The sequence below is a fragment of the Gordonia sp. WA4-43 genome, from assembly GCF_020520305.1.
GTDB lineage: Bacteria > Actinomycetota > Actinomycetes > Mycobacteriales > Mycobacteriaceae > Gordonia > Gordonia hongkongensis.
Window position 1 is genome coordinate 2,336,808 of the sequence record NZ_CP084736.1, and the last position, 22,593, is coordinate 2,359,400.

Genomic DNA, 22,593 nt, shown 5'->3' on the forward strand with positions numbered 1-22,593 from the left:
ACGAATTTCCGGCGCGGGACACTAGATCTACTTCCCGCGACGCGGATTGGCCTTGGCCCGTTCGTGGACCAGGCGTAGCCCCTCCAGGGTCAGATGTGGGTGATGATCGGTGAGCGAACGACACTCGTCGAACATGAGCGGGGCGAGGTATCCGGTCGCGACGACGGTGACGTCGTCGCCGTCGAATCCCGGGACGGTGTCGCAGACACGATCGACCAGTCCGTCCACCTGACCGGCGAAGCCGTAGAGGATGCCCGACTGCAACGCCTCGACGGTGTTCTTGCCGAGCACACCGCGCGGCGGCATCAACTCGACCTTCCGAACGGTGACCGTGTGTTCGGACAGCGCCTCGACGGCGAGGTTCACCCCGGGTGCGATCGCCCCGCCGAGGAACTCGCCCGACGCCGAGACCGCGTCGACGACCGTCGCGGTGCCGAACGCCACCACGATGCAGGGGCCGCCGAATTCGTGATGGGCGGCCAGACAATTGGCGACCCGGTCGGTGCCGACCTCCTTGGGGTTGTCGACCAGGAGCGGAACTCCCGTGCGTACCCCCGGTTCGAGCAGGACATGGGGACCGTTGCCGAAATAGCGCGGCACCATGACCCGGAGTTCACGGAGGAGCGACGGCACCGTCGACAACGCGCTCACACCGGTGACCTGGTCGATGTCGTCGCCGAGCATGCCGCGGAACGCCCAGGCCAATTCGTCTGCCGTGTAGTGCGGGTCGGTGTGGATGCGCCAGTCCCGCACCAGCCGTGCATGGTCCCCGACCCCGGCGTACACGCCGAGATGGATGTTGGTGTTGCCGACGTCGACGGTGAGCAGCATCGAAGGTCGTCGCCGCGTCAGAGCGAGGCGTCGGCGAAGATCGGACCGTCGAGGTGACGCGGGTCGAGCAGGCCCGACCCCGCGGGTACGTCGGCCGGATCGTCGCCCGTGGTCACGATGCGGTTCTGCGCGTCGACGAACACCACGTTCGGCGAGTACTCACGCAGCTCGGCCGCATCGAGCATGCTGTAGGCGATGATGATGACGAGATCGCCCGGGTGGACGAGATGCGCAGCCGCACCGTTGATCCCGATGACACCGCTGCCACGCTCGCCGGCGATCGCGTAGGTCACCAGCCGGGCGCCGTTGTCGATGTCGACGATCGTGACCTGCTCACCCTCGAGCAGGCCCGCGGCGTCGAGCAGATCGGAGTCGATGGTCACCGAGCCGACGTAGTGCAGGTCGGCCTGGGTCACGGTGGCGCGGTGGATCTTCGAGGTCATCATGGTGCGCAACATGGTCATCGTCCCTCTGTCGTGGTTGTGGTGGCGTTGGTCCAGGCGATTTCTTCTTCGAGCGCGGCGACGCCGCCGACCGTCACGCCGACGTTGTCGATCAGGCGTGCGCCGCCGAGCCGGGCGGCGACGAGCAGCCGTCCCGCGCCCTTCTCCGGTGGTTCCTCGAGCTGACGCCCGCGCAGGTCCAGGTAGTCGACCTCGATCTCCGGGACCGTGGCGAGCACCGACCGTGCGGCGGCGAGGATGGCTTCGCGTCCGCCTTCGGCCGCGTGGGCCCCCGCGACGAGCGACGCCGAGAGCGTCGTCGCCAGCTCCCGCTGCTCCGGGGTGAGGTAGCGGTTGCGTGACGACATTGCCAGCCCGTCGGACTCGCGGACGGTCGGGACGCCGACGATGTCGACGTCGAGGTTCAGGTCGGTCACCATCTGCTTGATGAGCACCAGCTGCTGATAGTCCTTCTCACCGAAGAACGCCGCATTGGGTCCGACGATGTTGAGCAGCTTGAGGACCACCGTCAGCATTCCGGCGAAGTGTGTCGGCCGCGAGATCCCGTCGAGGATTCGGCCCGCCTCGCCCGGGTGCACCGTCGTCCGCGGGCCGTTCGGGTACATCGACGACGCGGACGGCGCGAACACCAGCTCGACGCCCAGCGGCTCGAGGAGCGCGAGGTCGGCGTCGAGGGTGCGCGGGTAGGCGTCGAGGTCCTCGCCGGCGCCGAACTGCAACGGGTTGACGAAGATGGACACCACCACCACGGTGTTGCCCTTCGCCTTGGCGGCCCGGACGAGCTGCAGATGGCCGGCGTGCAGGGCACCCATGGTCGGGACGAGCACGACACGTTTGCCCGCGGCCCGCAGCGCACGGGTGACGCGGCTCAGCGACGACGGCTCTCGATGCACGGTCATCTTGCCGGCCGAGTAGGTGGGCTGTGCGTCGGACGGGCCGCTCACGCCGTCTCCTCCGCTTGATGTCATCGGTCCTCCAATGCGTCGATCAACGCCTGCGGTGCGTGGCTGTGGTCCGCGGCGCGCCGGGCGAGTGTGCGATATGCCTCGGCGATGCCGTGCGGTCCCGGGCCGGCGGGGACGGTGCGCAGCGCCGCCAGGTGTCGGGCGACCGCGGGCGCGTCACCGCGGGCGACGGGCCCGGTCAGCGCAGACGGGCCGAGTTCCAGCACATTCCGCAGCGACGCCGCGGCCAACGGCCCGAGGATGCGTTCGGCGAGGCGGTTACCGTGTCCGTCGACGGTCGCGGTGTCGCGGCCGGAGTGGTCGATGGCGGCGTTGAGTGCGAGGACCGCGTCGGAGATCAAGGCGATCAGGTGGTTGGCGCCGTGGGCCAGCGCGGCGTGGTAGAGCGTGCGATCGGCTTCGGCGATCCGGACCGGGTCACCGCCCATCTCCAGCACCAGCGACGACGCGATGGCCTCGCCGACCGCATCGGCGGCGGTGATGGCGAAACAGGCGTTGGTGAGGCGCGCGGTGTCGTCCTCCGAACCCACGAACGTCATCGCCGGATGCAGTGCGATCCCGAGTGCACCGCGGTCGGTCAGCGGTTGCAGCACGGCCACCCCGTGCGCGCCCGCGGTGTGCGCGACGATCGTCCCCGGACGGAGCGAGTCGGACGCCGCGATCTCGTCGACCACGGCGGCGAGCTCGGAGTCGGGCACGCTGACCAGCAGCAACTCGGATCGCGCGACGACCGCGTCGAGGTCGAGGACCTCGGAATCGGGGAGTCGACTCACCGCGCGGGCCCGGGACTCGGGCGACCGCGCCACCACGGCTCCGACCACGTGCCCGGCCTTCTCCAGCGCCTCGCCCAGAGCCGTCCCGACGCGGCCGGCGGACACGAGGCCGACGGTGAGGCGAGCGGGCGTCGGCAGATTCGTCATGCCGGGAAAAGGTTCGGTGAGACCGGAACGGAGGTGCGAGCCATCGCCGAAGGCGTCGTCGCCACCGGTTCGCCGTGCAGACGGCATACCGGCATCACCGCTCGGTGAGGTCACCGCTGTCCTCCAGAGTGTCGTTCCAGTCCCGCCTCCGCCGACACTTCCGTCGCATGAGCGGACTCATCGCGGCGGGGTCGGCACGGGTACCAGACGTTGCAGAGCAAGAGTAGGTCCGACACCGCGGCCGGTGCCAACGTCTGTGACAGGTGTCACCTCGTGGGCGGCCGGTCGATCCGCCGGTCGTGCCGACCGATCCACCGAACCACCGGTGACCTGCGCCGACGCGGCGTAGTCTGAGACAGCCGCAGTCCGCCCAGGATTGCCGGCCCGGACGACATCGACACACCCGCGCACACGAAGGTCCCGCCCATGAGCTTGGAACCGGGCACAGAGTTCGCCGGTTACCGGGTCGTGCGCAGGATCGGTGCGGGCGGGATGGGTGAGGTGTACCTCGTCCGCCATCCCCGGCTCCCGCGCCATGACGTGATCAAGGTCCTCGCCGAGCAGGTGTCGAACGATCCGATCTTCCGAGCCCGGTTCACCCGCGAGGCCGACCTCGCCGCCCAGCTGGACCACCCGTGCATCGTCAGTGTCTACGACCGGGGCGAAGTGGACGGACGACTCTGGATCTCGATGCAGTACGTGCCCGGCACGGACGCCGCGGCATTGCTCGCCACCAGCCCCGGCGGGCTCCCGCTCGCCGACGTCGCGGCCGTGGGCGACGCGATCGGCGCGGCGCTCGATCACGCGCACCGCTCCGGACTGCTCCACCGCGACGTCAAACCGGCGAACATCCTGATCAGCCCCGGGGAGTCCGATCCGCGACTCCCCCAGCACGTCACGCGTCGGCGTATCCGGCTGGCGGACTTCGGGATAGCGCGCCCGACCGACGGTGGTGCCACCTCGCTCACCTCGACGGATCTCGTCATCGGCTCATTCCCCTATTCGTCACCCGAACAGCTCTCGGCCGAGACCCTCGATGCCCGCAGCGACGTCTACTCACTGGCCTGCAGCGTCTTCGAATTGATCGCGGGCACAGTGCCGTTCACCGCACGGACCCCCGCCATGATGATCCACCACCACCTCAGCACCCCGCCCCCGGAGCTGGCCGACCTCCGTCCCGACGTGCCGAGGGCGGTGTCCGACGTGGTGCGCTCCGGTCTCGCGAAGAACCGGACAGACCGTCCGTCGTCGGCGGGCGCCTTTGCCGCCGAGCTCCGTTCGGCGATCGACTCGACGGTCTTCGCCCCGGCGCCACCGCGGCCGGAGCGCACCGTGCGCGGCCACGCCGCGGCGGCACCGATGTCCGGTCCACCGATGTCCCGACCCGCACCGCCGGCGCTGCCCCCGACCGCCTTCGCACCCACTGCTGCGATCCCGGTCGCCGGTGCCACCCGGCCGGGGGACGACGGCTCTCGGCCCACCATCGCACGGGGCGCGACGGCATACTCCGGACTCCCCGGACACGCTGTCCCCCAGCATGATCCCGGGTCGTCGACGGTCCGCGCCTCGCGCGATCTACCGGTGCTGGACCCACCTCGGCCCGGCCCGGGTGCGACCCGGCGGACCACCGCGTCGCTCGCATGCGGTGTGGCGGCGATCCCGTTGAGCGTCGTCGGTGGACTGGGCCTGCCGGTCGGCGTGGCCGGCTGGTATCTCGCCGGCCGTGGTCAGCCGGGTTCGGCCGGGCGGTTCGCCCGCGTGCTGTGCGTCTTGGGCGTCGTGCTGAGCCTGGGGTTCATCGCGTTCACCGTCGGACGCGCCGTGGCGATGCAGTTCTGACTTCGACGTCGTGCCAACGGATTTCGTCAGCGCCAGCTCCCTGGCCGGGACTTCTGCGGCTCACGCGCCTGCCTGGACAACGCGCCGAACACGGCGTCGACCACCCACAGGGTCAGGATGCCCGCCACGATGTCGACCACGTCGTCGAACGGTGAACGGAATCTCGGCGAGAACGGGTCCAGTACCTGCGAGGCCGGGACGTCGAGGAGTCTCCCGGTGCCGTCGACGATCGCGTCGACCGGGTTCGACGCCCAGCCCTCGTACGCGTTGATCGCCAGCAGCATGATGACCGGAATGGCCAGCACCCACCAGAATCCACGTCGACGCGCGACCGACCACGCCACGATCAGCATCACGACGAAGGCGGGCATGTGCTCCGAACAGAACGTGAGCACGGGGTAGTCTCCCGATCGCACCAGGACCGGGACCTGACCACCCCAGAATCCGAGTGCCCCGACCGCGCCGATCACCACCGCGATCCCCGACCGCATCGGGTTACGAGCCCAGATCCCCAGCACGAGAACCATGTACAGCGGCATCAAAGCCGTCAGCGACCAGATGAGCAACAGGCTCGCCTCGGGACCGTTGGCCTGGAGGTTCGCGTGGTACTCGGGGAACGGGGTGCCGTCGAGCGGGTCGAAGGTGAAGAGCCACAACACCGTCGGCCACCACGCGATGACCGGCAGGAACACCGCGGTGCTCACCAGCGACTGCTTGACCGCGTTCCCGCGCTCGGTATGGCGGATCGCGGCCATCGACGGATCGGACCCCGGCCCGAGACCGAACTCCCCACCCGCGAGCGTCTCGCTCATACGGGAATACTAGGGCGATCGTCCAACTCGTATCGGCGAATCCGCGGCGACGCCGCAGATGCACCCGGACGGATGACAGGGGCATCGGACCGCGACCCGGCAGCGTCGCAAGCGGCCGGGCGGATCAGCCGTTCCGTCGGCGCCGTCCGCCGCCGGTGGACTCCGTCTGTGACCGCAGCTGGCTCAGGAGTTCGGAGACGGGCAACCCCGCCGAGTGTGCCGATTCCGCGTCGTCGGCAACCGCACGGCGTCGACGACCACCGCCGAAGGACTCCGCGGGCCGACCGCCCGGCTGATTCTCGTGTCGTCCAGCGGACCCGAGGAAGGGCGGGGGCTCCACGTCGTCGGAAGCATCCGCGACGCCCGGGGTCTCGTCGCTCTCGGGTGCTTCGCCCGACGCCGCCCGGGTCGACCATTCGTCGGTCGGGGTGTCGTCGGTGTAGAGCGGTTGATTCGCGTCCGCGACCGGCGACTGCGATCCCGGGCCTCGGGTATCCGCCGCGTCGGTGTCGTTCCCGAGGTAGAAGCCCCCGGAGAACGGCACTGACGCGGACTCTCCGGCGCCGGTCGACGCACCGTCCGCAGACGAGGTCTCGGCGCCGGCGGAGGCTTCCGTGCGGCCGGGGTGATCGGTGTCGACGATCTCGGCGTCGGAGACGTCCGCATCGGACGTCCCCGTCGCGGCAGCGGGTTCGGCCGGCGCGCTCGTCGCCGCGGGCTCATCGGGCGATACCTCGGTGGCGATGCGGCCCGAGATCGGGTCGTCGGTGACGACCGGGATCACTTCGGTCATCTCGTTGGGATCGACCGGTCCCTTATGCCTGCCGTCGTCCGCGGTCGGAGCCGTCGCCGCGAAGTCGCGCGCGGCGAGCACCCCGTCGTCGGCGTAGGTGGCGCCATAGGAGGACACGCCACCGAGGTCACCGGAGAAGCCACCGCCGTAGGGTGCACCAGATCGACGACCCGCGCGTGATTCGTCGTTCAGGCCCGAGGCCAGTTCGCGCATCTTCTCACTCGACAGGGCGACCCGCTGATCCGGCAGCGGTTCACCGAGGAGCATCTCCAGGCTGGAACGCAACGCCAGCACCTGGGCCTTGAGCTCGGAGAGTTCTTCGTTCGACTCGGCGGTGACCTCTTTGCGAATGGTCGTCTCGACGTCGAGTTCGTACTGCCGACGCGCGGCGATCTCGCGTTCCAGCTGCAGTTCGTAGACCAACCGGAGGTCCCGGCTCTTCGCCTCGGCGCTCTCGGCCTGCCGGCGGAACTTCGTCACCAGGATCGCGCCGATGACGGCTGCCCACAACGCCGCGATGACCGCCAGCGAGCCGGTGATCGACAGCCTGTCGGTGAAGACCATCAGGATGCTGGCGATCAGTGCGAGCACGATCAAGAGGCCGAGCAACCACTGAGCCGTCGACCGACTCGAGCGGCGCGAGTCGGCGGCACGGCCGTTCGAGGTCGTCATGATCGTGAATTTACCCGCTGTGAGTGCATTCGGACCGCAGGCGGGTGCGGAGTTTCTCCGATAGTCGACATGTTAGGCGACGAGTGCGCGGGGCGTCCGACACTCGCCCCGACCCTCACGGACCGCCGACGGCGGACGGATCGTCGGGTGCTCGGCAGCAGTATTCGAGCCACAGCGCGGCACCGACGAGGACCACCCCGCCGATCAGTCCGACGATCGCGCCCGGCCGGTCGTGGTCGGCAGCGGCCAGATCGTGTTGGCCGAGCAGGAAGGCCAGCAGACCCAGCCACACCCCGACGGCGATCGCGCCGAGGATCGCAGAAGCCTTGGCCAGGGCCAGCACTCGCGCGGCCGTGAGTGGATGGAGTTGTCCCCGCGCGCGACCGACATCCCGCGAATCGACCCGGGAACGGACGACGAAGGCGCTGACGATCTCGAGTGCGGCAAGCACATACAGCACCACACCGGCGAGCAACGGCAGCGGCGGGAAATCGGAGTAGTTGTACCGCACCAGGATCCACGCGACGATCGCCGTGACCGCTGCGATGACGGCGAGATCGCGGACCCGGGTGGGACCGAGACCGGTTTCTTCGTCGTCCTGATCCGGCCGGCGCGGGTCCGGCGCGGTCACGAGTCGACCCCGGTCAGGCGGCCGACCGGACGCACCGCGTCCCGCTCTGCGGCGTCGAGCCCGGCCACGAGATCGGACACCGCGCGCGCCCCGTCCGGGGTCCAGAGGGTGGCATCGGGTTCGATCTCGAGCCACGGGACGAGGACGAAAGCCCGTTGCGCGGCACGGGGATGGGGCAGTGTCAGGTCCGGGTCCCCGGACACGACGACCTGGCCGGACTCGGACACGGTGACGACGTCGACGTCGAGAGTTCTCGGCCCCCAGCGGATCTCGCGCGTCCGTTCGGCCGCCCGCTCGAGTTCGAATCCGCGCTCGAGCCACCCGCGCGCATCATGCGGGCCGTCGACGACGAGCGTGATGTTGCGGAAGTCCTCCTGCTCGACCCCGCCCAACGGCGGCGTCGAATAGACCGCGGACACCGCGACCAGGTCGTCGGCGAAAGCCTCGACGACCGAACGCAGGTGCGCGGTCGGGTCACCGATGTTGGAACCGGCCGAGAGCACCGCGCGGCTCATCGCGTCCCCTCGCGGGAACGTCTGGTCACCACCGCGACGTCGTCGAAGGTCAGTGGGATCGGCGCCGACGGCTTGTGCACGGTCACCTCGCAGGCATCGATGCGCTCGTCGGTCATGATCGACTCCGCGACCTCGGCCCCCACCTTCTCGATGAGGTTGCGCGGTTCGCCCCCGACGATGCCGGCGACCTGCTGCGCGAGCGCGCCGTAGTCGACGGTGTCGGCGAGGTCGTCGGACTCGCCGGCGGCCCGTAGGTCCACCCAGAGCACGACGTCGATGTAGAAGTCCTGGCCGTCGACCCGTTCATGGTCGAACACACCGTGATTGCCGCGCACCTTGAGGCCGCGCAGTTCGATCCGGTCAGCCATTCGAGTCTCCTACCGAGGACGAGGTTCGGGAACCGCCGTTGCGCCAGGCCGCCGCGACCGCGACCGCGTCGCGACTGCTCGCGACGTCGTGGACGCGCACCCCCCACGCGCCCGCGGCGGCGGACAGCGCCGAGACCGACGCGGTGGCGACATCGCGTCCGGCGGGCGGCCGATCCGCACCGTCGCGACGCAGCAGCGACCCGAGGAAGCGTTTGCGGGAGGCTCCGACCAGCACCGGGAAGCCGAGCCCGGTGATGGTGGGCAATGCGTGGAGCAGGGCCCAGTTGTGCTCGGCGGTCTTGGCGAAGCCCAGCCCCGGATCCAGGATGAGGCGGTCGGCGTCGACGCCGGCCGACACCGCCGCGTCGACCTGGGCCAGCAGTTCCCCACTCACCTCGGCGACCACGTCCCGGTACCCGTCGACGTCTCCACTGCGGTGCGTGAACCGCCGGTCCGTGCTGTCCCCGGCCGGGCGCCAGTGCATCAGGATCCACGGCAATCCCGCGTCCGCGACGACCCGCGCCATGTCGGCGTCGGCACGCCCGCCGGACACGTCGTTGACGATCGCGGCGCCGGCCCGGATCGCGGCGGCCGCGACCGGGGCGCGCATCGTGTCGACCGACACGGTCACCCCGCGCGCGGCGAGTTCGCCGATCACCGGGACCACGCGCTCCGCCTCGAGACCGGGGTCGACCCGGACCGCGCCGGGCCGGGTCGATTCGCCACCGACGTCGATGAGGTCGGCACCCTGCTCGATGAGTTCGAGCCCATGCGCGATGGCCGCATCGGCGTCGAGGTAGCGGCCGCCGTCGGAGAAGGAGTCGGCGGTGACGTTGAGGACGCCCATCACGAGAGTCCGGTGCACACCGCCGCCGGCGGGGACTGCGTGCGCCTGCGTCACCGGGTGATCAGGTCGAGGGCTTCGCCGCGGGACACCGCACTGGTCTTGAAGATGCCGCGCACCGCCGACGTGGTGGTCGTCGCGCCGGGTTTGCGGATACCGCGCATGGCCATGCACAGGTGCTCGGCCTCGATCACCACGATCACCCCGCGGGGCTCGAGTCTGCGCATCATCGCGTCGGCGATCTGGCTGGTGAGCCGCTCCTGGACCTGCGGACGCTTCGCGTACAGGTCGACCAGGCGCGCCAACTTGGACAGCCCGGTCACCCGGCCCGAGGCGCCGGGGATGTAGCCGACGTGGGCGACACCGTGGAACGACACCAGGTGATGCTCGCAGGTGGAGTACATCGGGATGTCCTTCACCAGCACCAGCTCGTCGTGGTCCTCGTCGAACGTCGTGGCGAGGACCTCGTCGGGCTCGGTGTACAGGCCGGCGAACATCTCCCGGTAGGCGTTCGCCACCCGCGTGGGCGTCCGGATCAGACCCTCCCGATCCGGGTCCTCGCCGACGGCGAGCAGCAACTCGCGGACCGCGGCTTCGGCGCGTGCCTGGTCGAAGTCGGACCGGGGTCCCTCGAGTACGGCGTCCCGCCGCTCGCTGATACTCATCCGGCCACTTTACGAACTCGGACGCGAGTCGTCGTCACCGGCGCGATGACCCCAGCCGTTCGTGTCGCCGTTGCGACCCGACCGCGGGTCGGGCTCGGGCGGCCAACCGGGTGCGGACCAATCGCGCGGCGCGCCGTAATCCGGACGCGTGCCGCCCCCGTACGGCCCGCCCGACCCGGGTGCCGTCCGGCCGTTGCCCGGGTCCGGATACTGCGGGTTGGGGTAGTTCGGGTTCGGGTACTGGGGGTTCGGATACTGGGGATTCGGATAGTGGGGGCCGGGATCGGCCGGCGGATATCCGTGGTCGGGGTACCGCGGTTCCGGATTGCCCAGCGTCGGGGGTGTCGGACCACCCGGCTCGGGATACATCGGCGGGTAGTTCGGCACCTGGCCGGGGACCTGCGGCCCACCGGGATAACCGGCACCCACCGGCTCGGGGATCTTGGCCTGCTCCGGCGGCGGCCACGGCTCACCGCGTTCGATCGCCAGCTCTCCCGGCGTCTTCACCGGCGGTTTGTCACTCGGAGTGCGTTCGCCGAAGTCGTTGAACGCGGTGATCCGCGGACGCTTGTCGACGTCGGCGAAGATCTTCTCGAGGTCCTTGCGGGTCAGCGTCTCCTTCTCGAGGAGCTGCGTCGCGAGCACGTCCAGGGTGTCCCGGTACTCGGTCAGGATGGCCCACGCCTCGGTGTGCGCGGCCTCGATGAGCCGGCGCACCTCGTCGTCGATCTCGCTCGCGATTTCCGCGGAGTAGTCGGTGTGCGAGCCCATGGACCGGCCGAGGAACGGATCGCCCTGGTCCTGGCCGTAGCGCACCGCACCCAACTTCGAACTCATGCCGTACTCGGTGACCATCGCACGCGCGATCTTCGTCGCCTGGTCGATGTCCGACGACGCGCCGGTCGTCGGCTCGTGGAAGACCAGTTCCTCGGCGGCACGGCCGCCCATCGCCATCACCAGCCGCGCGATCATCTCCGAGCGGGTCATCAGGTCCTTGTCCTGCTCGGGGACGGCGAGCGCGTGGCCGCCGGTGCGCCCGCGCGCCAGGATCGTGACCTTGTAGATCGGGTCCAGGTCGGGCATCGCCCAGGCGGCGAGGGTATGGCCGCCCTCGTGATAGGCCACGACCTTGCGCTCGTGTTCGCTGATGATCCGGGACTTGCGGCGCGGACCGCCGATGACCCGGTCGACCGCCTCTTCGAGGGCCTCGGCGGTGATCGTCTGCTTGTTCTCCCGTGCGGTGAGCAGCGCCGCCTCGTTGACGACGTTGGCCAGATCCGCTCCGGACATGCCGGGCGTGCGCTTGGCCAGACCGTCGAGATCGGCGTCGGAGTCGATCGGCTTGCCCTTGGCGTGGACCTTGAGGATGGCCCGGCGACCGGCCATGTCGGGGTTGCCGACCGGGATCTGCCGGTCGAATCGGCCGGGGCGCAGCAGTGCCGGATCGAGGATGTCGGGCCGGTTGGTGGCCGCGATCAGGATGATGCCCGAGCGGTCGCCGAACCCGTCCATCTCGACGAGGAGCTGGTTGAGCGTCTGCTCACGCTCGTCGTGACCACCGCCGAGACCCGCGCCGCGCTGCCGGCCGACGGCGTCGATCTCGTCGACGAAGATGATGCACGGACTGTTGTTCTTGGCCTGCTCGAACAGGTCACGCACACGCGACGCGCCGACGCCGACGAACATCTCGACGAAGTCCGAACCGGAGATCGTGAAGAACGGGACGCCCGCCTCGCCGGCCACCGCGCGGGCCAGCAGCGTCTTGCCGGTTCCGGGAGGGCCGAAGAGCAGCACACCGCGCGGGATCTTGGCGCCCAGCGCCTGATACCGCGTCGGGTTCTGCAGGAAGTCCTTGATCTCGTAGAGCTCTTCGACGGCCTCGTCGGCGCCCGCGACGTCGGCGAAGGTCGTCTTCGGCATGTCCTTGGTGAGCTGCTTGGCCTTCGACTTGCCGAAGCCCATCACGCCGCCGCGGCCACCGCCCTGCATACGGCTCATCACGAAGAAGAACAGACCGAACAGCAGGATCATCGGCAGCACGAAGATGAGGATCTGCCACAGGACGGACTGCTCGTTGACGTTGGTCGTGTACGGGGCGCCGGTGCCCTGGACGGCCTCGAAGACCTGGTCCCCCGCCTGCGCCGGGTACTTGGCGCTGATCTTGTCGGCGTCGGCGTCGTTGACCTTGATCGGGGTGTTCAGCTCGATGCGCAGCTGCTGCTCGCGGTCGTCGATGCTGATGAACTTGGTGTTCTTGTCGTTGAGTTGCTGCAGTGCGACAGAGGTGTCGACGCCGCGGTACTCCCGGCCGGAGTCGCTCATCACGCTCCAGCCCCACAGGGCGAGCAGGATGAGCGCCAGGATGGCGAGGTTGCGGAAGACTGTCTTACGGTTCATGCCAGTTGGTGGGGGTCGTGCGGGCTCACGGGATCGAGTCCCGGTGCCGACGCCGTTCCCATGTCCTTCCCGTCGACGTACACATTGAGGCTACCGGTCAACGATCGCGCTGGTGAAACCGTTCCCTCGCAGGTCGGACACGCGGGCGCCGCGTCATGCGCCGGCGATGGATCAGTGCGTGTACACCGACGGCTTCAGTCGTCCGATGTAGGGAAGGTCGCGGTATCGCTCCGCGTAGTCGAGGCCGTATCCGACGACGAACTCGTTGGGGATGTCGAACCCGACGTCGGCGACCCGGATGGTGGAACGCACGGCGTCCGGCTTGCGCAACAGAGCGCACACCTCCAGGCTGCGTGGCGACCGTGTGGCGAGATTCTTCATGAGCCAGGACAGCGTCAGACCGGAGTCGATGATGTCCTCGACGATCAGCACGTCGCGTCCCTCGATGTCGCGGTCGAGGTCCTTGAGGATGCGGACCACACCCGAGGACGAGGTCGACGACCCGTAACTCGAGACCGCCATGAACTCCATCTGCGACGGGATCGGCAGCGACCGGGCGAAGTCGGTCATGAACATGATCGCGCCCTTGAGGACACCGATGAGAACCAGATCCTCTTCGATGTCGGCGTAGCGCGACGCCACGGACTGGGCGAGTTCGGCGGTGCGCTGTTTGATCTCGTCCTCGGTGATCAGGACAGCGTCGATGTCGGCGGCATACGGATCGGCAAACTGCACGGTCCCAGCTTCGCATGCCGGCCCCTTGCGTGCTCCCGTACCCCGGACACCGAAACCTGCGAACACGCGACGAACGGTGTCCGTCGTTTGGACCATTCCGCCGAGTAGGTTTCGGTCGATTAGTCACATTGCCATAACAAATGGCACCATTGATCACTGAAGGAACATCTTCACAATATTTACTGGCGTGCTCTGTAAACGTAACTGTGTCCAGTGGGCTACCGGGCCATTAAGTTTCTTTAGCTCAAGGAAATAGATTCAGCCCGGTCCCTCCCATGCTTCTAGCGGAAAGACCCCACTACATGTCACTCAAACGGCATCACGCGACTGCCCCGCGTGCCCGTGCGCGAGTACTGCTCGTCGCAACCATTTCGCTGGTCACAGCCGCGATCACGGCGTTCGCCGGATTTGCGCAGGCAGCACCGAAGAATGCCCCGGCATCGACTTACGACGCGTCTTGGAATGCCAATTCACTCACGCTCAAGGTTCACAACGCTTCGGTGACCACCGCTAACGGCACGCTCTCGATTCGTGACCTGGCCGGCACCGAGCTGTTTCGCATGCCACTGAGCTACCGCAAGGAGTACCAGCAGTTCCCGATCGACGCGCGTAACGCGGGAAATACGGTCACGCTGACACCTTCGCGGGACGCCGCTCGGGCGACGCCTGTGGCAGCAACCGAGGTTGACAGGCTGCGTGGGGTGGCGCGTCATCAGGTAGCGGCGCCGCAAACGCGCCAAGAGCGAGACGACCAGGCGCTGGAGAGGCTTTACTCACAGGTGCGTACGGGCATGACGATTTCGTCGCTTGTAGGAACTATTTTGGGCGGCATCGTGGGTGGGGTTCTCGGGTGCGCCCTGACCTCCGTCACACTCACCCCCATCGGTTGCATTATCGTCGGTATTCCCGTCGGCGCGGCAGCGGGCGGGATCGTGGGCCTGGCACTTGGAGGCGGCGGTACCCTGATCGGAGCAGGTATCCAGTACTTCCAGACGATCAACTCGCCGTTCACCCCGCCGCGTCGCTGATCGCCCGAGTCTCCACGACGGTCCGTCTCACCTTGCGGTGAGGCGGACCGTCAGTGTTTCCCCGGCACGTACGACGACGCGTCGTGCTTCGGGGTCGCCGCCGATGGCCACCTGCGACCGCGCGTTCCCGGTGGTCGCCACCAGATCGTCGACGGCCGAGATGACGCGGTGCGTCGGTTCGGTGGCGCCGACGCCGAGCAGCCAGGCGCGCAGGACACGCGTACGGACCGCGAGCGGCACGGCGAGCAGCGGCGCGATCGCCAGCCCCTCGTCTCGGCCGGCCCCGGCGAGGACACCGGCCGCCCACTCGTCCAGCGCGTCGTTGTCGGCCCGCAGGCCCTCGGCGGTGCGACCCAGCGCGTCGACGACCCCGCCGCGCAGAACCTCCTCCAGCAGCGGCAGCACCTCGGTTCGCAGTCGGACACGGGTGAACCGCGGATCGTCGTTGTGCGGATCGCGATGGGGCGCGAGACCGAGTTCGGTGCAGGCCGCCCGCGTCTGCCGTCGGCGGACGCCGAGCAACGGCCGGGCCCAGGGGTCGTTCCACGCACGCATGCCCGCGATCGAGCGGGACCCGGACCCGCGGGCCAACCCGAGCAGCACGGTCTCGGCCTGGTCGTCGGCGGTGTGGCCGAGCAGGACGGGCCGATCGGCGCGGGCCTCGTCGAGCGCCGCATACCTGGCCTCACGGGCTCCGGCCTCGAGGCCGCCACGCCGCCCGACGCGCACCGGGAGCACCCGGACGCGGGCACCCAGACTCCCCGCCACGTCTCCTGCCGCCGCGGCGACCTGAGCAGAGTCCGGCTGCAGTCCGTGGTCGACGATCAGCGCGGTGACGTCCAGACCCGCGCCGACGGCGGCTGCGGTCAGCGCGAGCGAGTCCGGTCCGCCGGAAAGGCCCACACAGACCTGCGGCCCGGAGAGATGAGCGGCCGCGAACTCCGCGACCGCCCGTCTCACAAGACCCGCTGAATCCATGCCTGCGGGTCGTCGATCTCGCTCGGCAGCGGCATCGTGTCCGGCGAGGTCCACACGACGTTGAACCGCTCCATCCCGACGGCCTCGACCACCGCGTCGACGAAGGCCTTGCCGCGGATGTACTGCGCGAGCTTGGCGTCCATCCCGATGAGCGCCCGGATGAGTCGCTGGACCGGGTTCTGGGGAGCGGTGCGTCGTTTGTCGAACGCGGCTCGGATGCTCGCCACCGACGGCACATGCGCCGGACCCACGGCGTCCATGACGTGGTCGGCGTGACCCTCGAGCAGCGTGCCCAGGACCATCATGCGTTGGAAGGCGGCGTGCTGCTCCGGGCTCTGCAGCAGTTGCATCGCCCCGATCACACCCTTTTCGCGCGGACCGTCGGAACCCTTGAGCGCCTTGGTCATCCGCGTGACGATCTCGGTGGTCGACTCGCCGGCGTCGGAGGTCAGCACGGCCACGTTGTCCTGCATGTAGTCGCGCAGCCACGGGTTGGCCGAGAACTGCACCCGGTGGGTGACCTCGTGCAGGCACACCCACAGGCGGAAGTCCGAGGGGATCACATTGAGCTGACGTTCGACGTTGATGATGTTCGGTGTCACCACCATCAGCACACCCGGTTCGCCGGTCTCCGGGTCGGGCGTGAACGGGTCGTACTGGCCGAGGATCGCGGTGGAGAGGAAGGCGAGCAATCCGCCGGCCTGGAGGCCGCCGAATCGGGCCCCGAGTCCGGGCGATCCCGCATCGATCGACTCGTCGGAGCCGAGCATCGAGCGCATCGACCGGGACGCGGCGTCGATCCACCCGGCCCGGTCGAGGACCCGGGTCGTCGGTACGCGCAGGCCGTCGGCGAGCCCGGTGACCTCACGGACCGGGGCTTCGGCCCGGGTCGCGGCGTCGGCCAGTTCCGCACGGGCCGCCTCGTAGGTGTAGGCCGTGGTCTTGGGACCGGGACGGGCGAGACGTTTGGCGGTCGACGCCGCGAGCGACCAGTCGATCTGCGACCCGATGCCCGGTTGACGGTCGGCGGTCTCGGCGACCTCTGTGGTCCCGGCGTCGGTGACGTCCGACCCGGCGGTTCCTGAAGTGGTCATCGGCACCCGCACTCTCTCAGTTGACCCACCACGGCGTCGAGGGCGGGTCGCGCGTCCGCCGGCGAGGTGCCGCCGGACATCAGGGCGAACGACAGCACGCGGCCGTCGACTGTCTGCACTATGCCGGTCAACGAACTGACCCCGGTGAGTGTTCCGGTCTTGGCGCGGGCCCAGCCCGCGCCCGGGTTGCCGGGGGCGTCGAACCGGTCCGCGAGCGTGCCGGTGCCACCGGCGATCGGCAGCCCGTCGAGCATCGGGCGCAGCGCCGGCCGACTGGGCCCGCTCGCGGCCGTCATCACGGCGTCGAGCAGTTCCGGCGTGGTGCGGTTGGCGTACGAGATCCCCGACGCGTCGTGCAAGGTGGTACCCGCCCACTGGTCCGGGAACATCGACGACAGCACCTGTTCGATCGCCTCGACGCCGCCGGCGTGCGTCGGCGGCCCGCCCCGGTGCACCGACAGTTCGATGGCAAGCGTCTCGGCGAGCACGTTGTCGCTGTAGCGCAGCATGTCGTTGACCCGGGTGACCAGCGGCGCCGACTGGACCTTCGCGATGACGCGGTCGTTCCCGGATGCGGGTGCGCCGGAACCGGTCACCTCCGTGACGGGACCCTCGACGCCGAGAGCCGCGGCCAGCGCCTCGCCGGCCATGATGCCCGGGGCCGCGGTGCGCGGCGAGTACTCGTCGAGCGGTTCGAGCCGGGCGCCGTCGACCATCAGCGATTCGATCGGCGCGATGTCGCCACCCTGGATGTCCCGGCGGTCCCAGGTGGTGTCCATCGTCGGACCCGAGAACGCGCGCAGGTCGACGGCCACCGACGTCACCGGGATCTCGGTGTCCTCGATCTGCCGCGCCAGGTCGGCGATGCGACCGGGGTCGGTGTAGAAGGTGTCGGTGCCGGCGGGCTGTGCGGACAGGGTCGGGTCACCCGCACCTCGGAGGATGATCTGGCCGTTGCTGCCGGCCACCACCGTCGTGGTCAGTCGCTGATCGTGCGGCACGGCTTCGAGCACGGCAGCCGCGGTCAGGATCTTGGCGTTCGACGCGGGGATCCGCGGACGCTCGGGGTTGCTGGTCCACAGGACCGCGCCGGTCAGCGAGTCGCTGATCATGCCGGTGAGTTCGCCGAGCGCCGGATTCCGCAGTGCCGGCGCGATGGCCCGCGACACACCGCTCGGCGTGGGCTCCGGCGCGGAGGCGACCACCGGGTCGATCCGGGGGTCGACGGCGATCGCGGCGGGCTGCGGGGGAACCCCCGGCGGCAGTTCGGGTTCCCGGTCGAGCCGGAGCGCGATGACCACCGAGGCCGTCGCGACGAGGGCCAGGATCACCACCGCGGTGATCGTCCACCACAGGAGTCTCCGACCGGAACGACCGCCGTTTCGGGTGGATGCGCCCACAAAGCCTCCGGGTCTCTCGCGGTTGACGGTCGATGGAACGGCCCGGACATACGCACAACGAGGGGTACGAACATCGAGGTCGCCGGACCAACAGTATCGTTGGGGCAGCGTGCGGGCGTTTCGGCCCGGCGCGGCATCCCCGATCAAGACTGCCAGGAGGAACTGTGGAATTCGATGTGACCATCGAGATCCCCAAAGGTGGCCGCAACAAGTACGAGGTCGACCACGAGACGGGCAAGGTCTACCTCGACCGCTACCTGTACACCTCGATGGGCTACCCGGCCGACTACGGCTACATCGACGGCACCCTCGGTGAGGACGGCGACCCGCTCGACGCGATGGTCCTGCTCCCCGAGTCGGTGTTCCCCGGCATCATCGTGCGCGCACGGGTCGTCGGCATGTACACCATGACCGACGAGGCCGGTGGCGACGACAAGCTCCTCTGCGTCCCCGCCAAGGACGTGCGTTGGGACCATATCAAGGACATCTCCGACGTGTCCGAATACGAGCTGGGACCCATCGCCCACTTCTTCGAGCACTACAAGGACCTCGAGCCGGGCAAGGAGGTCGACCCGGGCGGATGGGTCGGCCGCGACCAGGCCGAGAAGATCGCACAGGAGGCCATCGATCGCCTCGCTGCGCACCCCGACGCGGCCAACGAGCCCTCGCGCGGCTGATCTCTCCCGCACACGAGACCGCCGGCACCATCATTCGCGATGGTGCCGGCGGTCTTGTCTGTTCACCAGGTGGCTTCGACTCGGCTCCTCGACCTCGACGCGCTCCTTCGTCGCTTGCTCGGCCCGGCGGCTGCGCTCGGTGCCGGCTCAACCAGCAGTGGGTCAGGCCACGCGGTACCGCTGCTCGGCGAGCACCGGCAGGATCTGTTCGCGGATGCGGCGTTCGGTGGCCGCGCCGTCGATCGGGATGAGGATCACGGCGTCGGCGACCTCGGCTGCGTAGATGTCGCGGACCAGTGTGATCAGTCCGTGAGTCGTCCCGATGTAGCGGATGGTCCCCGAACTCGTCTCCGACGACGCGTCCACCGCCGCAGCAGCCGCCACGCGCGCCGACGCGGCGTCCGGCGCGACGGCCACCTCCACCTCGAGTGCGACCACGAACTTGGCCTGATCGTGACTGCCGGCCCGCAGCAGGGAGCGGGCGCGCTGCGCCTCGCGGAGGGTCTCACGCCGCACCACGATCGGAAACGTCTGTGCGAGTTCGTCTCCCGCGAGCGCGATCTGGAATCCCGGACGTCCGATGCTGATCGGGGCCGTCGGGGTGGCAGTCGGTGCGGCGATCACGGTGCCGCGGTCAGCACGTGCGTCGAGTTCGATGGTCATCTGTTCACCCCTGGTCGAGTTCGGTCGGTCTGTTCGGTTCGCGCCCGGAATGCATCGAGAATCCGGTCGATGTCGTCGACGGTGGTGCCCGCTCCGAAACTCGCGCGCACCGTATCGGCCGGCGGTGCGAGGCCGTCGACGGTGTAGCCCGCGATCCCCGCGCGGTCCGTGGAATCGGTGAAGATCCGCCGCGGCGTGAAGCCGCCGATCGCGGCCAGGCCGGCGTCGAGACGTTCGGCGAGGCGGCGTTCGTGCAGCCCGATCGTCTCGGGTCCGAGATCGGCGAGCACCCGACACGCCTCGGCGACCGCGATCGCCCCGGGAACGCCGTCGGCGTCGGGCGAGACGTCGACGTCGGCGGCGTCGAACCAGTCACGACGGCCGATGAGGACGCCGGCGCCGTCCGTCTTCCGACCCGGTGCACCGAACGCCAGGTAGTCGATGCCGTGGCTGACGACGGAGACGGGCCGGTGCCCGACGAGTTGCGCGGCGTCGACCAGGATGCGGGCCCCGGACCGGTGCGCGAGCGAGGCGAGCCGGCCGATCGGCAGCACCTCGCCGGTGATGTCCGATACTGCGGCCACGACCAGGAGCGATGCCGGCGCCGAGGCGAGCTCGGTCTCCAGCGCGACCAAGGTGTCCTCGATGGTCTCGCAGGCCGGGACGAACCGCGCCCGGTCGCGCCCATGCCGTGGTGCGCACCACCGCAGCAGGTCGGCGCCCGACCCGATGTCGAGGACGACGACGTCGCCAGGAGTGATGCGCGCCGCGAGGTCGAGGGCACCGGCGGGATCGCGGGTGAACACGATGGTGTCGTCGACTCGCGCACGGACGAACTGCCGCACCGATTCCCGGGCGGCGTCGAGGCGGACGTCGACTGCTGGCGACAGACGACCGGCGGGTGCGGACAGGACAGCGGTCACGGCAGGAAACTCCTCAGACAATTCGCGCTTGCCGCGTCCGGTCGGTACGCGGCCGGGTCGTCACCCGGAGCACCCCACCGCGAAGGAGGGTTGCCGACCAGCGAGCCGGGGCTTGTCACTGGCACTCATGACCTACGACCAAGGGTCGTCGATCTCGCGCGGACGTGTCAATTTTCACTCAACGTGATCGGAAGTTAGGGCACACTTACCTGTAGCGTGTCAGGGGTGTCAGCGACTGATGTGTTCGTGTTGTCCCGCCCGCACGGCACCGTGCGGGGCATGGGCGCGGTCCGTGCGTTCACCGACGTCGACGCCGCCTCGGCCGCCCTGCGCGCCGGGACCGTCGACGGTCTGACCGGCGCGATCCCCTTCGACCTCGCCGACCCCGCCGCGCTGGTGGTGCCCGAAGTCCTGCACGTCGACGCGGCGCCGCTGGCGGGCGGGCCGCCACTGACGCGCACGCCGGTGTCGACGACCCTGTACCCCACGGCCGACGAGCACCGCGAACGGGTCGCGCACGCGGTGAAGCGGATCGTCGCCGGCGACGTCGGCAAGGTCGTCCTCGCCCGCAGCGTCGACATCGTGCTCGACGCCGAGGTCGAGCCTCTGCGACTTCTCGACGCATTGGCGGGCGGCAATGCCGGACACAACGCATTCGGTGTCGATCTCGGCGCGGCCACCGGCTCGGGTTCGTGGCTGTTGGGCGCGAGTCCCGAAGTGTTGCTGCGCAAGTCGGGTTCCGTCGTCACCTGCCACCCGTACGCGGGATCGGCGCCGCGGTCACCCGACCCGGTCGTCGACCGCGCCGCTGCCGACGGATTGTTCTCCTCGGCAAAGGACCTCGCCGAGCACGCCTTCGTCGTCGACCACCTGCGAGACCGGCTGGGACACCTCTGCGACGACGTCGACGCGCCGTCGACCCCGCAATTGCAGTCGACCGGGGAGGTCTGGCATCTGGCCACCCCGATCCGCGCGCGGCTTCGGGACCCGGCGACCACTGCGCTCGATCTCGCACTCCTGCTCGGCCCCACCCCGGCGGTCTGCGGCACGCCGAGTGATGTTGCTGCGCAGATCATCCGCGAGGTCGAGGGTGAGCGCGGCTTCTACGCGGGGGCGGTCGGCTGGTGCGACGCCGCCGGCGACGGGGAGTGGATGGTCACCATCCGGTGCCTCGAACTCGAGGCCGATCGTCGCAGCCTCCGGACGTGGGCCGGCGGCGGTATCGTCGAACACTCCGACCCGCAGGGCGAACTCGAGGAGACGGCGTTCAAGCTGCGGACGGTCCTGAACGCGTTCGGAATCGACAGCCTCGATTAGCAGAGATGGTTCGGGGTCGAACACGACCGCAGGCGACCGCAGCCCGTTACGCTGACCTTCGATGCCCGACGATCTGATCATCGCCCGAAACCCGGAAGAGGGCTCCTCGCTGCCCTTTCTCGTACGTATCCCGCTCGGCAGCGACGGCATTGTCCTCAAGGTGAGAGAGACGTGGCCGCGGACCAGCAAGGTCTACTGCCACCGCGCTGAGGAGTGGCCGACCACACCGCAGATCGTCGAACGACTCGCAGTACGTTCGGTGACGCGGCGCGGGGCGGCGATCGACCTGGTACTCGCCCGGGCCAGGGAGAATCGCTCACAATTCGTCATCACCCGCGCTCGAGGACGGGAGATGATCTTCTGGCAGACGCGCAAGACCACCAAGCAGGCGCGTCCGAACGTCGCCCTCCCCACCGCCCGGGCACACGGCCAGGCACTCGAGATCGTCGTCGACACGGGCGAGAAGTACGCCTACTCCTTCAGCCATCAGCAGGCGACCACCACTCGACACCGCCTCGATGCCGGCGACTATGCGATCGTCAACGACGACGAGGTGATCGCCGCCGTCGAACGCAAGTCGATCGACGATCTCGGCAACGGCCTCATGAAGGGAACTCTCACCTACCAACTGGCAGGTCTCGCCGGACTTCGCCGCGCCGCGGTGGTCGTCGAAGCCTCGTACAGCAAGCTGTTCACGCGCGAATACGTCAGCGGCGCCGCGCTGGCCGAGGCAGCGGCCGAGGCACAGGTCCGGTTTCCGACCGTGCCGATCGTGTTCTGCGACAACCGGAAGCTCGCCGAGGAATGGGTGTACCGCTGGCTCGGTGCCGCGCTACACGAGTGGCGACTCACCGCCGGCAGCGAGACCATTGTGCACAGCATGCAGGGGCCGCCCGCGACACCATCGGAGATCAGGTCTTGGGCTCGGGCCGAGGGACTCGAGGTGCCCGCGAGGGGCCGTATCCCCGCTCCGGTGCGCGCGGCCTGGGATCGTCGCAACGGCTGAGCTGCCGCGTCTCATGATGCATTCCCGCTCAACGGATTCGGCTGAGCGGGTACGGG

23 protein-coding genes and 1 riboswitch are annotated in these 22,593 nt (G+C 69.3%); of the genes, 5 read left to right on the forward strand and 18 right to left on the reverse strand.

Annotated elements, in window-relative coordinates:
* Positions 1–27 precede the first annotated feature (27 nt).
* The 4 genes from LEL84_RS10465 to LEL84_RS10480 are packed head-to-tail and all read right to left on the reverse strand — an operon-like array spanning position 28 to position 3,294.
* Positions 28–831, reverse strand: coding sequence for a type III pantothenate kinase (locus LEL84_RS10465; protein WP_226513992.1), 804 nt, complete (start codon positions 829–831; stop codon positions 28–30).
* Positions 832–848: 17 nt separating this feature from the next.
* Complete coding sequence (panD, locus tag LEL84_RS10470; RefSeq protein ID WP_065629606.1) at positions 849–1,289, reverse strand: aspartate 1-decarboxylase; 441 nt, start codon at positions 1,287–1,289, stop codon at positions 849–851.
* 2 nt (positions 1,290–1,291) lie between these two features.
* Positions 1,292–2,239: a pantoate--beta-alanine ligase gene (gene panC / locus LEL84_RS10475; protein WP_226513993.1), complete on the reverse strand. Its 948-nt coding sequence runs from the start codon at positions 2,237–2,239 to the stop codon at positions 1,292–1,294.
* A 20-nt stretch (positions 2,240–2,259) separates the two neighbouring features.
* Entirely contained in the window at positions 2,260–3,294 is a 1,035-nt protein-coding gene (locus LEL84_RS10480) for a Rossmann-like and DUF2520 domain-containing protein (RefSeq protein ID WP_226513994.1), read from the reverse strand.
* Between the two features lie 312 nt (positions 3,295–3,606).
* On the opposite strand from LEL84_RS10480, the gene LEL84_RS10485 reads away from it, so the two are divergent.
* On the forward strand, positions 3,607–5,019 hold the full coding sequence (locus tag LEL84_RS10485) for a serine/threonine-protein kinase (RefSeq protein ID WP_226513995.1): 1,413 nt from the start codon (positions 3,607–3,609) through the stop codon (positions 5,017–5,019).
* A gap of 26 nt (positions 5,020–5,045) precedes the next feature.
* Here LEL84_RS10485 and LEL84_RS10490 read toward each other — a convergent pair whose 3' ends face one another.
* The 9 genes from LEL84_RS10490 to hpt all read right to left on the reverse strand — a co-directional run bounded on the left by LEL84_RS10490 (position 5,046) and on the right by hpt (position 13,451).
* On the reverse strand, positions 5,046–5,831 hold the full coding sequence (locus LEL84_RS10490) for a hypothetical protein (RefSeq protein ID WP_226513996.1): 786 nt from the start codon (positions 5,829–5,831) through the stop codon (positions 5,046–5,048).
* Between the two features lie 124 nt (positions 5,832–5,955).
* On the reverse strand, positions 5,956–7,296 hold the full coding sequence (locus LEL84_RS10495) for a DUF6779 domain-containing protein (protein WP_226513997.1): 1,341 nt from the start codon (positions 7,294–7,296) through the stop codon (positions 5,956–5,958).
* Positions 7,297–7,411: 115 nt separating this feature from the next.
* Positions 7,412–7,927, reverse strand: coding sequence for a DUF3180 domain-containing protein (locus LEL84_RS10500; RefSeq protein ID WP_226513998.1), 516 nt, complete (start codon positions 7,925–7,927; stop codon positions 7,412–7,414).
* Positions 7,924–8,442: a 2-amino-4-hydroxy-6-hydroxymethyldihydropteridine diphosphokinase gene (gene folK / locus LEL84_RS10505; RefSeq protein ID WP_226513999.1), complete on the reverse strand. Its 519-nt coding sequence runs from the start codon at positions 8,440–8,442 to the stop codon at positions 7,924–7,926. Before folK ends, LEL84_RS10500 begins: the two co-directional genes overlap by 4 nt.
* Positions 8,439–8,810: a dihydroneopterin aldolase gene (folB, locus tag LEL84_RS10510; RefSeq protein WP_226514000.1), complete on the reverse strand. Its 372-nt coding sequence runs from the start codon at positions 8,808–8,810 to the stop codon at positions 8,439–8,441. The genes folK and folB overlap by 4 nt, the downstream gene beginning before the upstream one ends.
* Positions 8,803–9,657, reverse strand: a complete 855-nt coding sequence (gene folP / locus LEL84_RS10515) for a dihydropteroate synthase (protein WP_226514285.1) — start codon at positions 9,655–9,657, stop codon at positions 8,803–8,805. The genes folB and folP overlap by 8 nt, the downstream gene beginning before the upstream one ends.
* A gap of 50 nt (positions 9,658–9,707) precedes the next feature.
* The gene (gene folE / locus LEL84_RS10520) at positions 9,708–10,319 is read right to left on the reverse strand and encodes a GTP cyclohydrolase I FolE (RefSeq protein ID WP_137809947.1); all 612 of its coding nucleotides are present in this window, start codon (positions 10,317–10,319) and stop codon (positions 9,708–9,710) included.
* Between the two features lie 9 nt (positions 10,320–10,328).
* Positions 10,329–12,716: an ATP-dependent zinc metalloprotease FtsH gene (gene ftsH / locus LEL84_RS10525; RefSeq protein ID WP_226514001.1), complete on the reverse strand. Its 2,388-nt coding sequence runs from the start codon at positions 12,714–12,716 to the stop codon at positions 10,329–10,331.
* Between the two features lie 171 nt (positions 12,717–12,887).
* On the reverse strand, positions 12,888–13,451 hold the full coding sequence (gene hpt / locus LEL84_RS10530; protein WP_068971960.1) for a hypoxanthine phosphoribosyltransferase: 564 nt from the start codon (positions 13,449–13,451) through the stop codon (positions 12,888–12,890).
* A 302-nt stretch (positions 13,452–13,753) separates the two neighbouring features.
* Here hpt and LEL84_RS10535 point away from each other — a divergent pair, with 302 nt between their 5' ends.
* Positions 13,754–14,479, forward strand: a complete 726-nt coding sequence (locus tag LEL84_RS10535) for a glycine zipper family protein (protein ID WP_226514002.1) — start codon at positions 13,754–13,756, stop codon at positions 14,477–14,479.
* A 27-nt stretch (positions 14,480–14,506) separates the two neighbouring features.
* Here LEL84_RS10535 and tilS read toward each other — a convergent pair whose 3' ends face one another.
* The 3 genes from tilS to dacB are packed head-to-tail and all read right to left on the reverse strand — an operon-like array spanning position 14,507 to position 17,951.
* On the reverse strand, positions 14,507–15,439 hold the full coding sequence (tilS, locus tag LEL84_RS10540) for a tRNA lysidine(34) synthetase TilS (protein ID WP_413466957.1): 933 nt from the start codon (positions 15,437–15,439) through the stop codon (positions 14,507–14,509).
* A complete protein-coding gene (locus LEL84_RS10545; RefSeq protein WP_226514004.1) occupies positions 15,436–16,551 on the reverse strand; it encodes a zinc-dependent metalloprotease in 1,116 nt (371 codons plus the stop codon). The genes tilS and LEL84_RS10545 overlap by 4 nt, the downstream gene beginning before the upstream one ends.
* Complete coding sequence (gene dacB / locus LEL84_RS10550; protein ID WP_226514005.1) at positions 16,548–17,951, reverse strand: D-alanyl-D-alanine carboxypeptidase/D-alanyl-D-alanine-endopeptidase; 1,404 nt, start codon at positions 17,949–17,951, stop codon at positions 16,548–16,550. The genes LEL84_RS10545 and dacB overlap by 4 nt, the downstream gene beginning before the upstream one ends.
* A gap of 164 nt (positions 17,952–18,115) precedes the next feature.
* Here dacB and LEL84_RS10555 point away from each other — a divergent pair, with 164 nt between their 5' ends.
* Positions 18,116–18,628: an inorganic diphosphatase gene (locus tag LEL84_RS10555; protein WP_058249886.1), complete on the forward strand. Its 513-nt coding sequence runs from the start codon at positions 18,116–18,118 to the stop codon at positions 18,626–18,628.
* Positions 18,629–18,790: 162 nt separating this feature from the next.
* Here the strand turns inward: LEL84_RS10555 and LEL84_RS10560 are convergent, their stop codons facing one another.
* Entirely contained in the window at positions 18,791–19,291 is a 501-nt protein-coding gene (locus tag LEL84_RS10560) for a hypothetical protein (protein WP_226514006.1), read from the reverse strand.
* The gene (locus LEL84_RS10565; protein WP_226514007.1) at positions 19,288–20,214 is read right to left on the reverse strand and encodes an aminotransferase class V-fold PLP-dependent enzyme; all 927 of its coding nucleotides are present in this window, start codon (positions 20,212–20,214) and stop codon (positions 19,288–19,290) included. The genes LEL84_RS10560 and LEL84_RS10565 overlap by 4 nt, the downstream gene beginning before the upstream one ends.
* A 19-nt stretch (positions 20,215–20,233) precedes the next feature.
* A riboswitch (SAM riboswitch) is annotated at positions 20,234–20,347 on the reverse strand.
* Positions 20,348–20,454: 107 nt separating this feature from the next.
* On the opposite strand from LEL84_RS10565, the gene LEL84_RS10570 reads away from it, so the two are divergent.
* Both LEL84_RS10570 and LEL84_RS10575 read left to right on the forward strand, forming a co-directional pair.
* A complete protein-coding gene (locus LEL84_RS10570) occupies positions 20,455–21,531 on the forward strand; it encodes an isochorismate synthase MenF (RefSeq protein WP_226514286.1) in 1,077 nt (358 codons plus the stop codon).
* Between the two features lie 61 nt (positions 21,532–21,592).
* Positions 21,593–22,537, forward strand: coding sequence for an ERCC4 domain-containing protein (locus LEL84_RS10575; protein ID WP_226514008.1), 945 nt, complete (start codon positions 21,593–21,595; stop codon positions 22,535–22,537).
* The last annotated feature ends 56 nt before the right edge of the window (positions 22,538–22,593 follow it).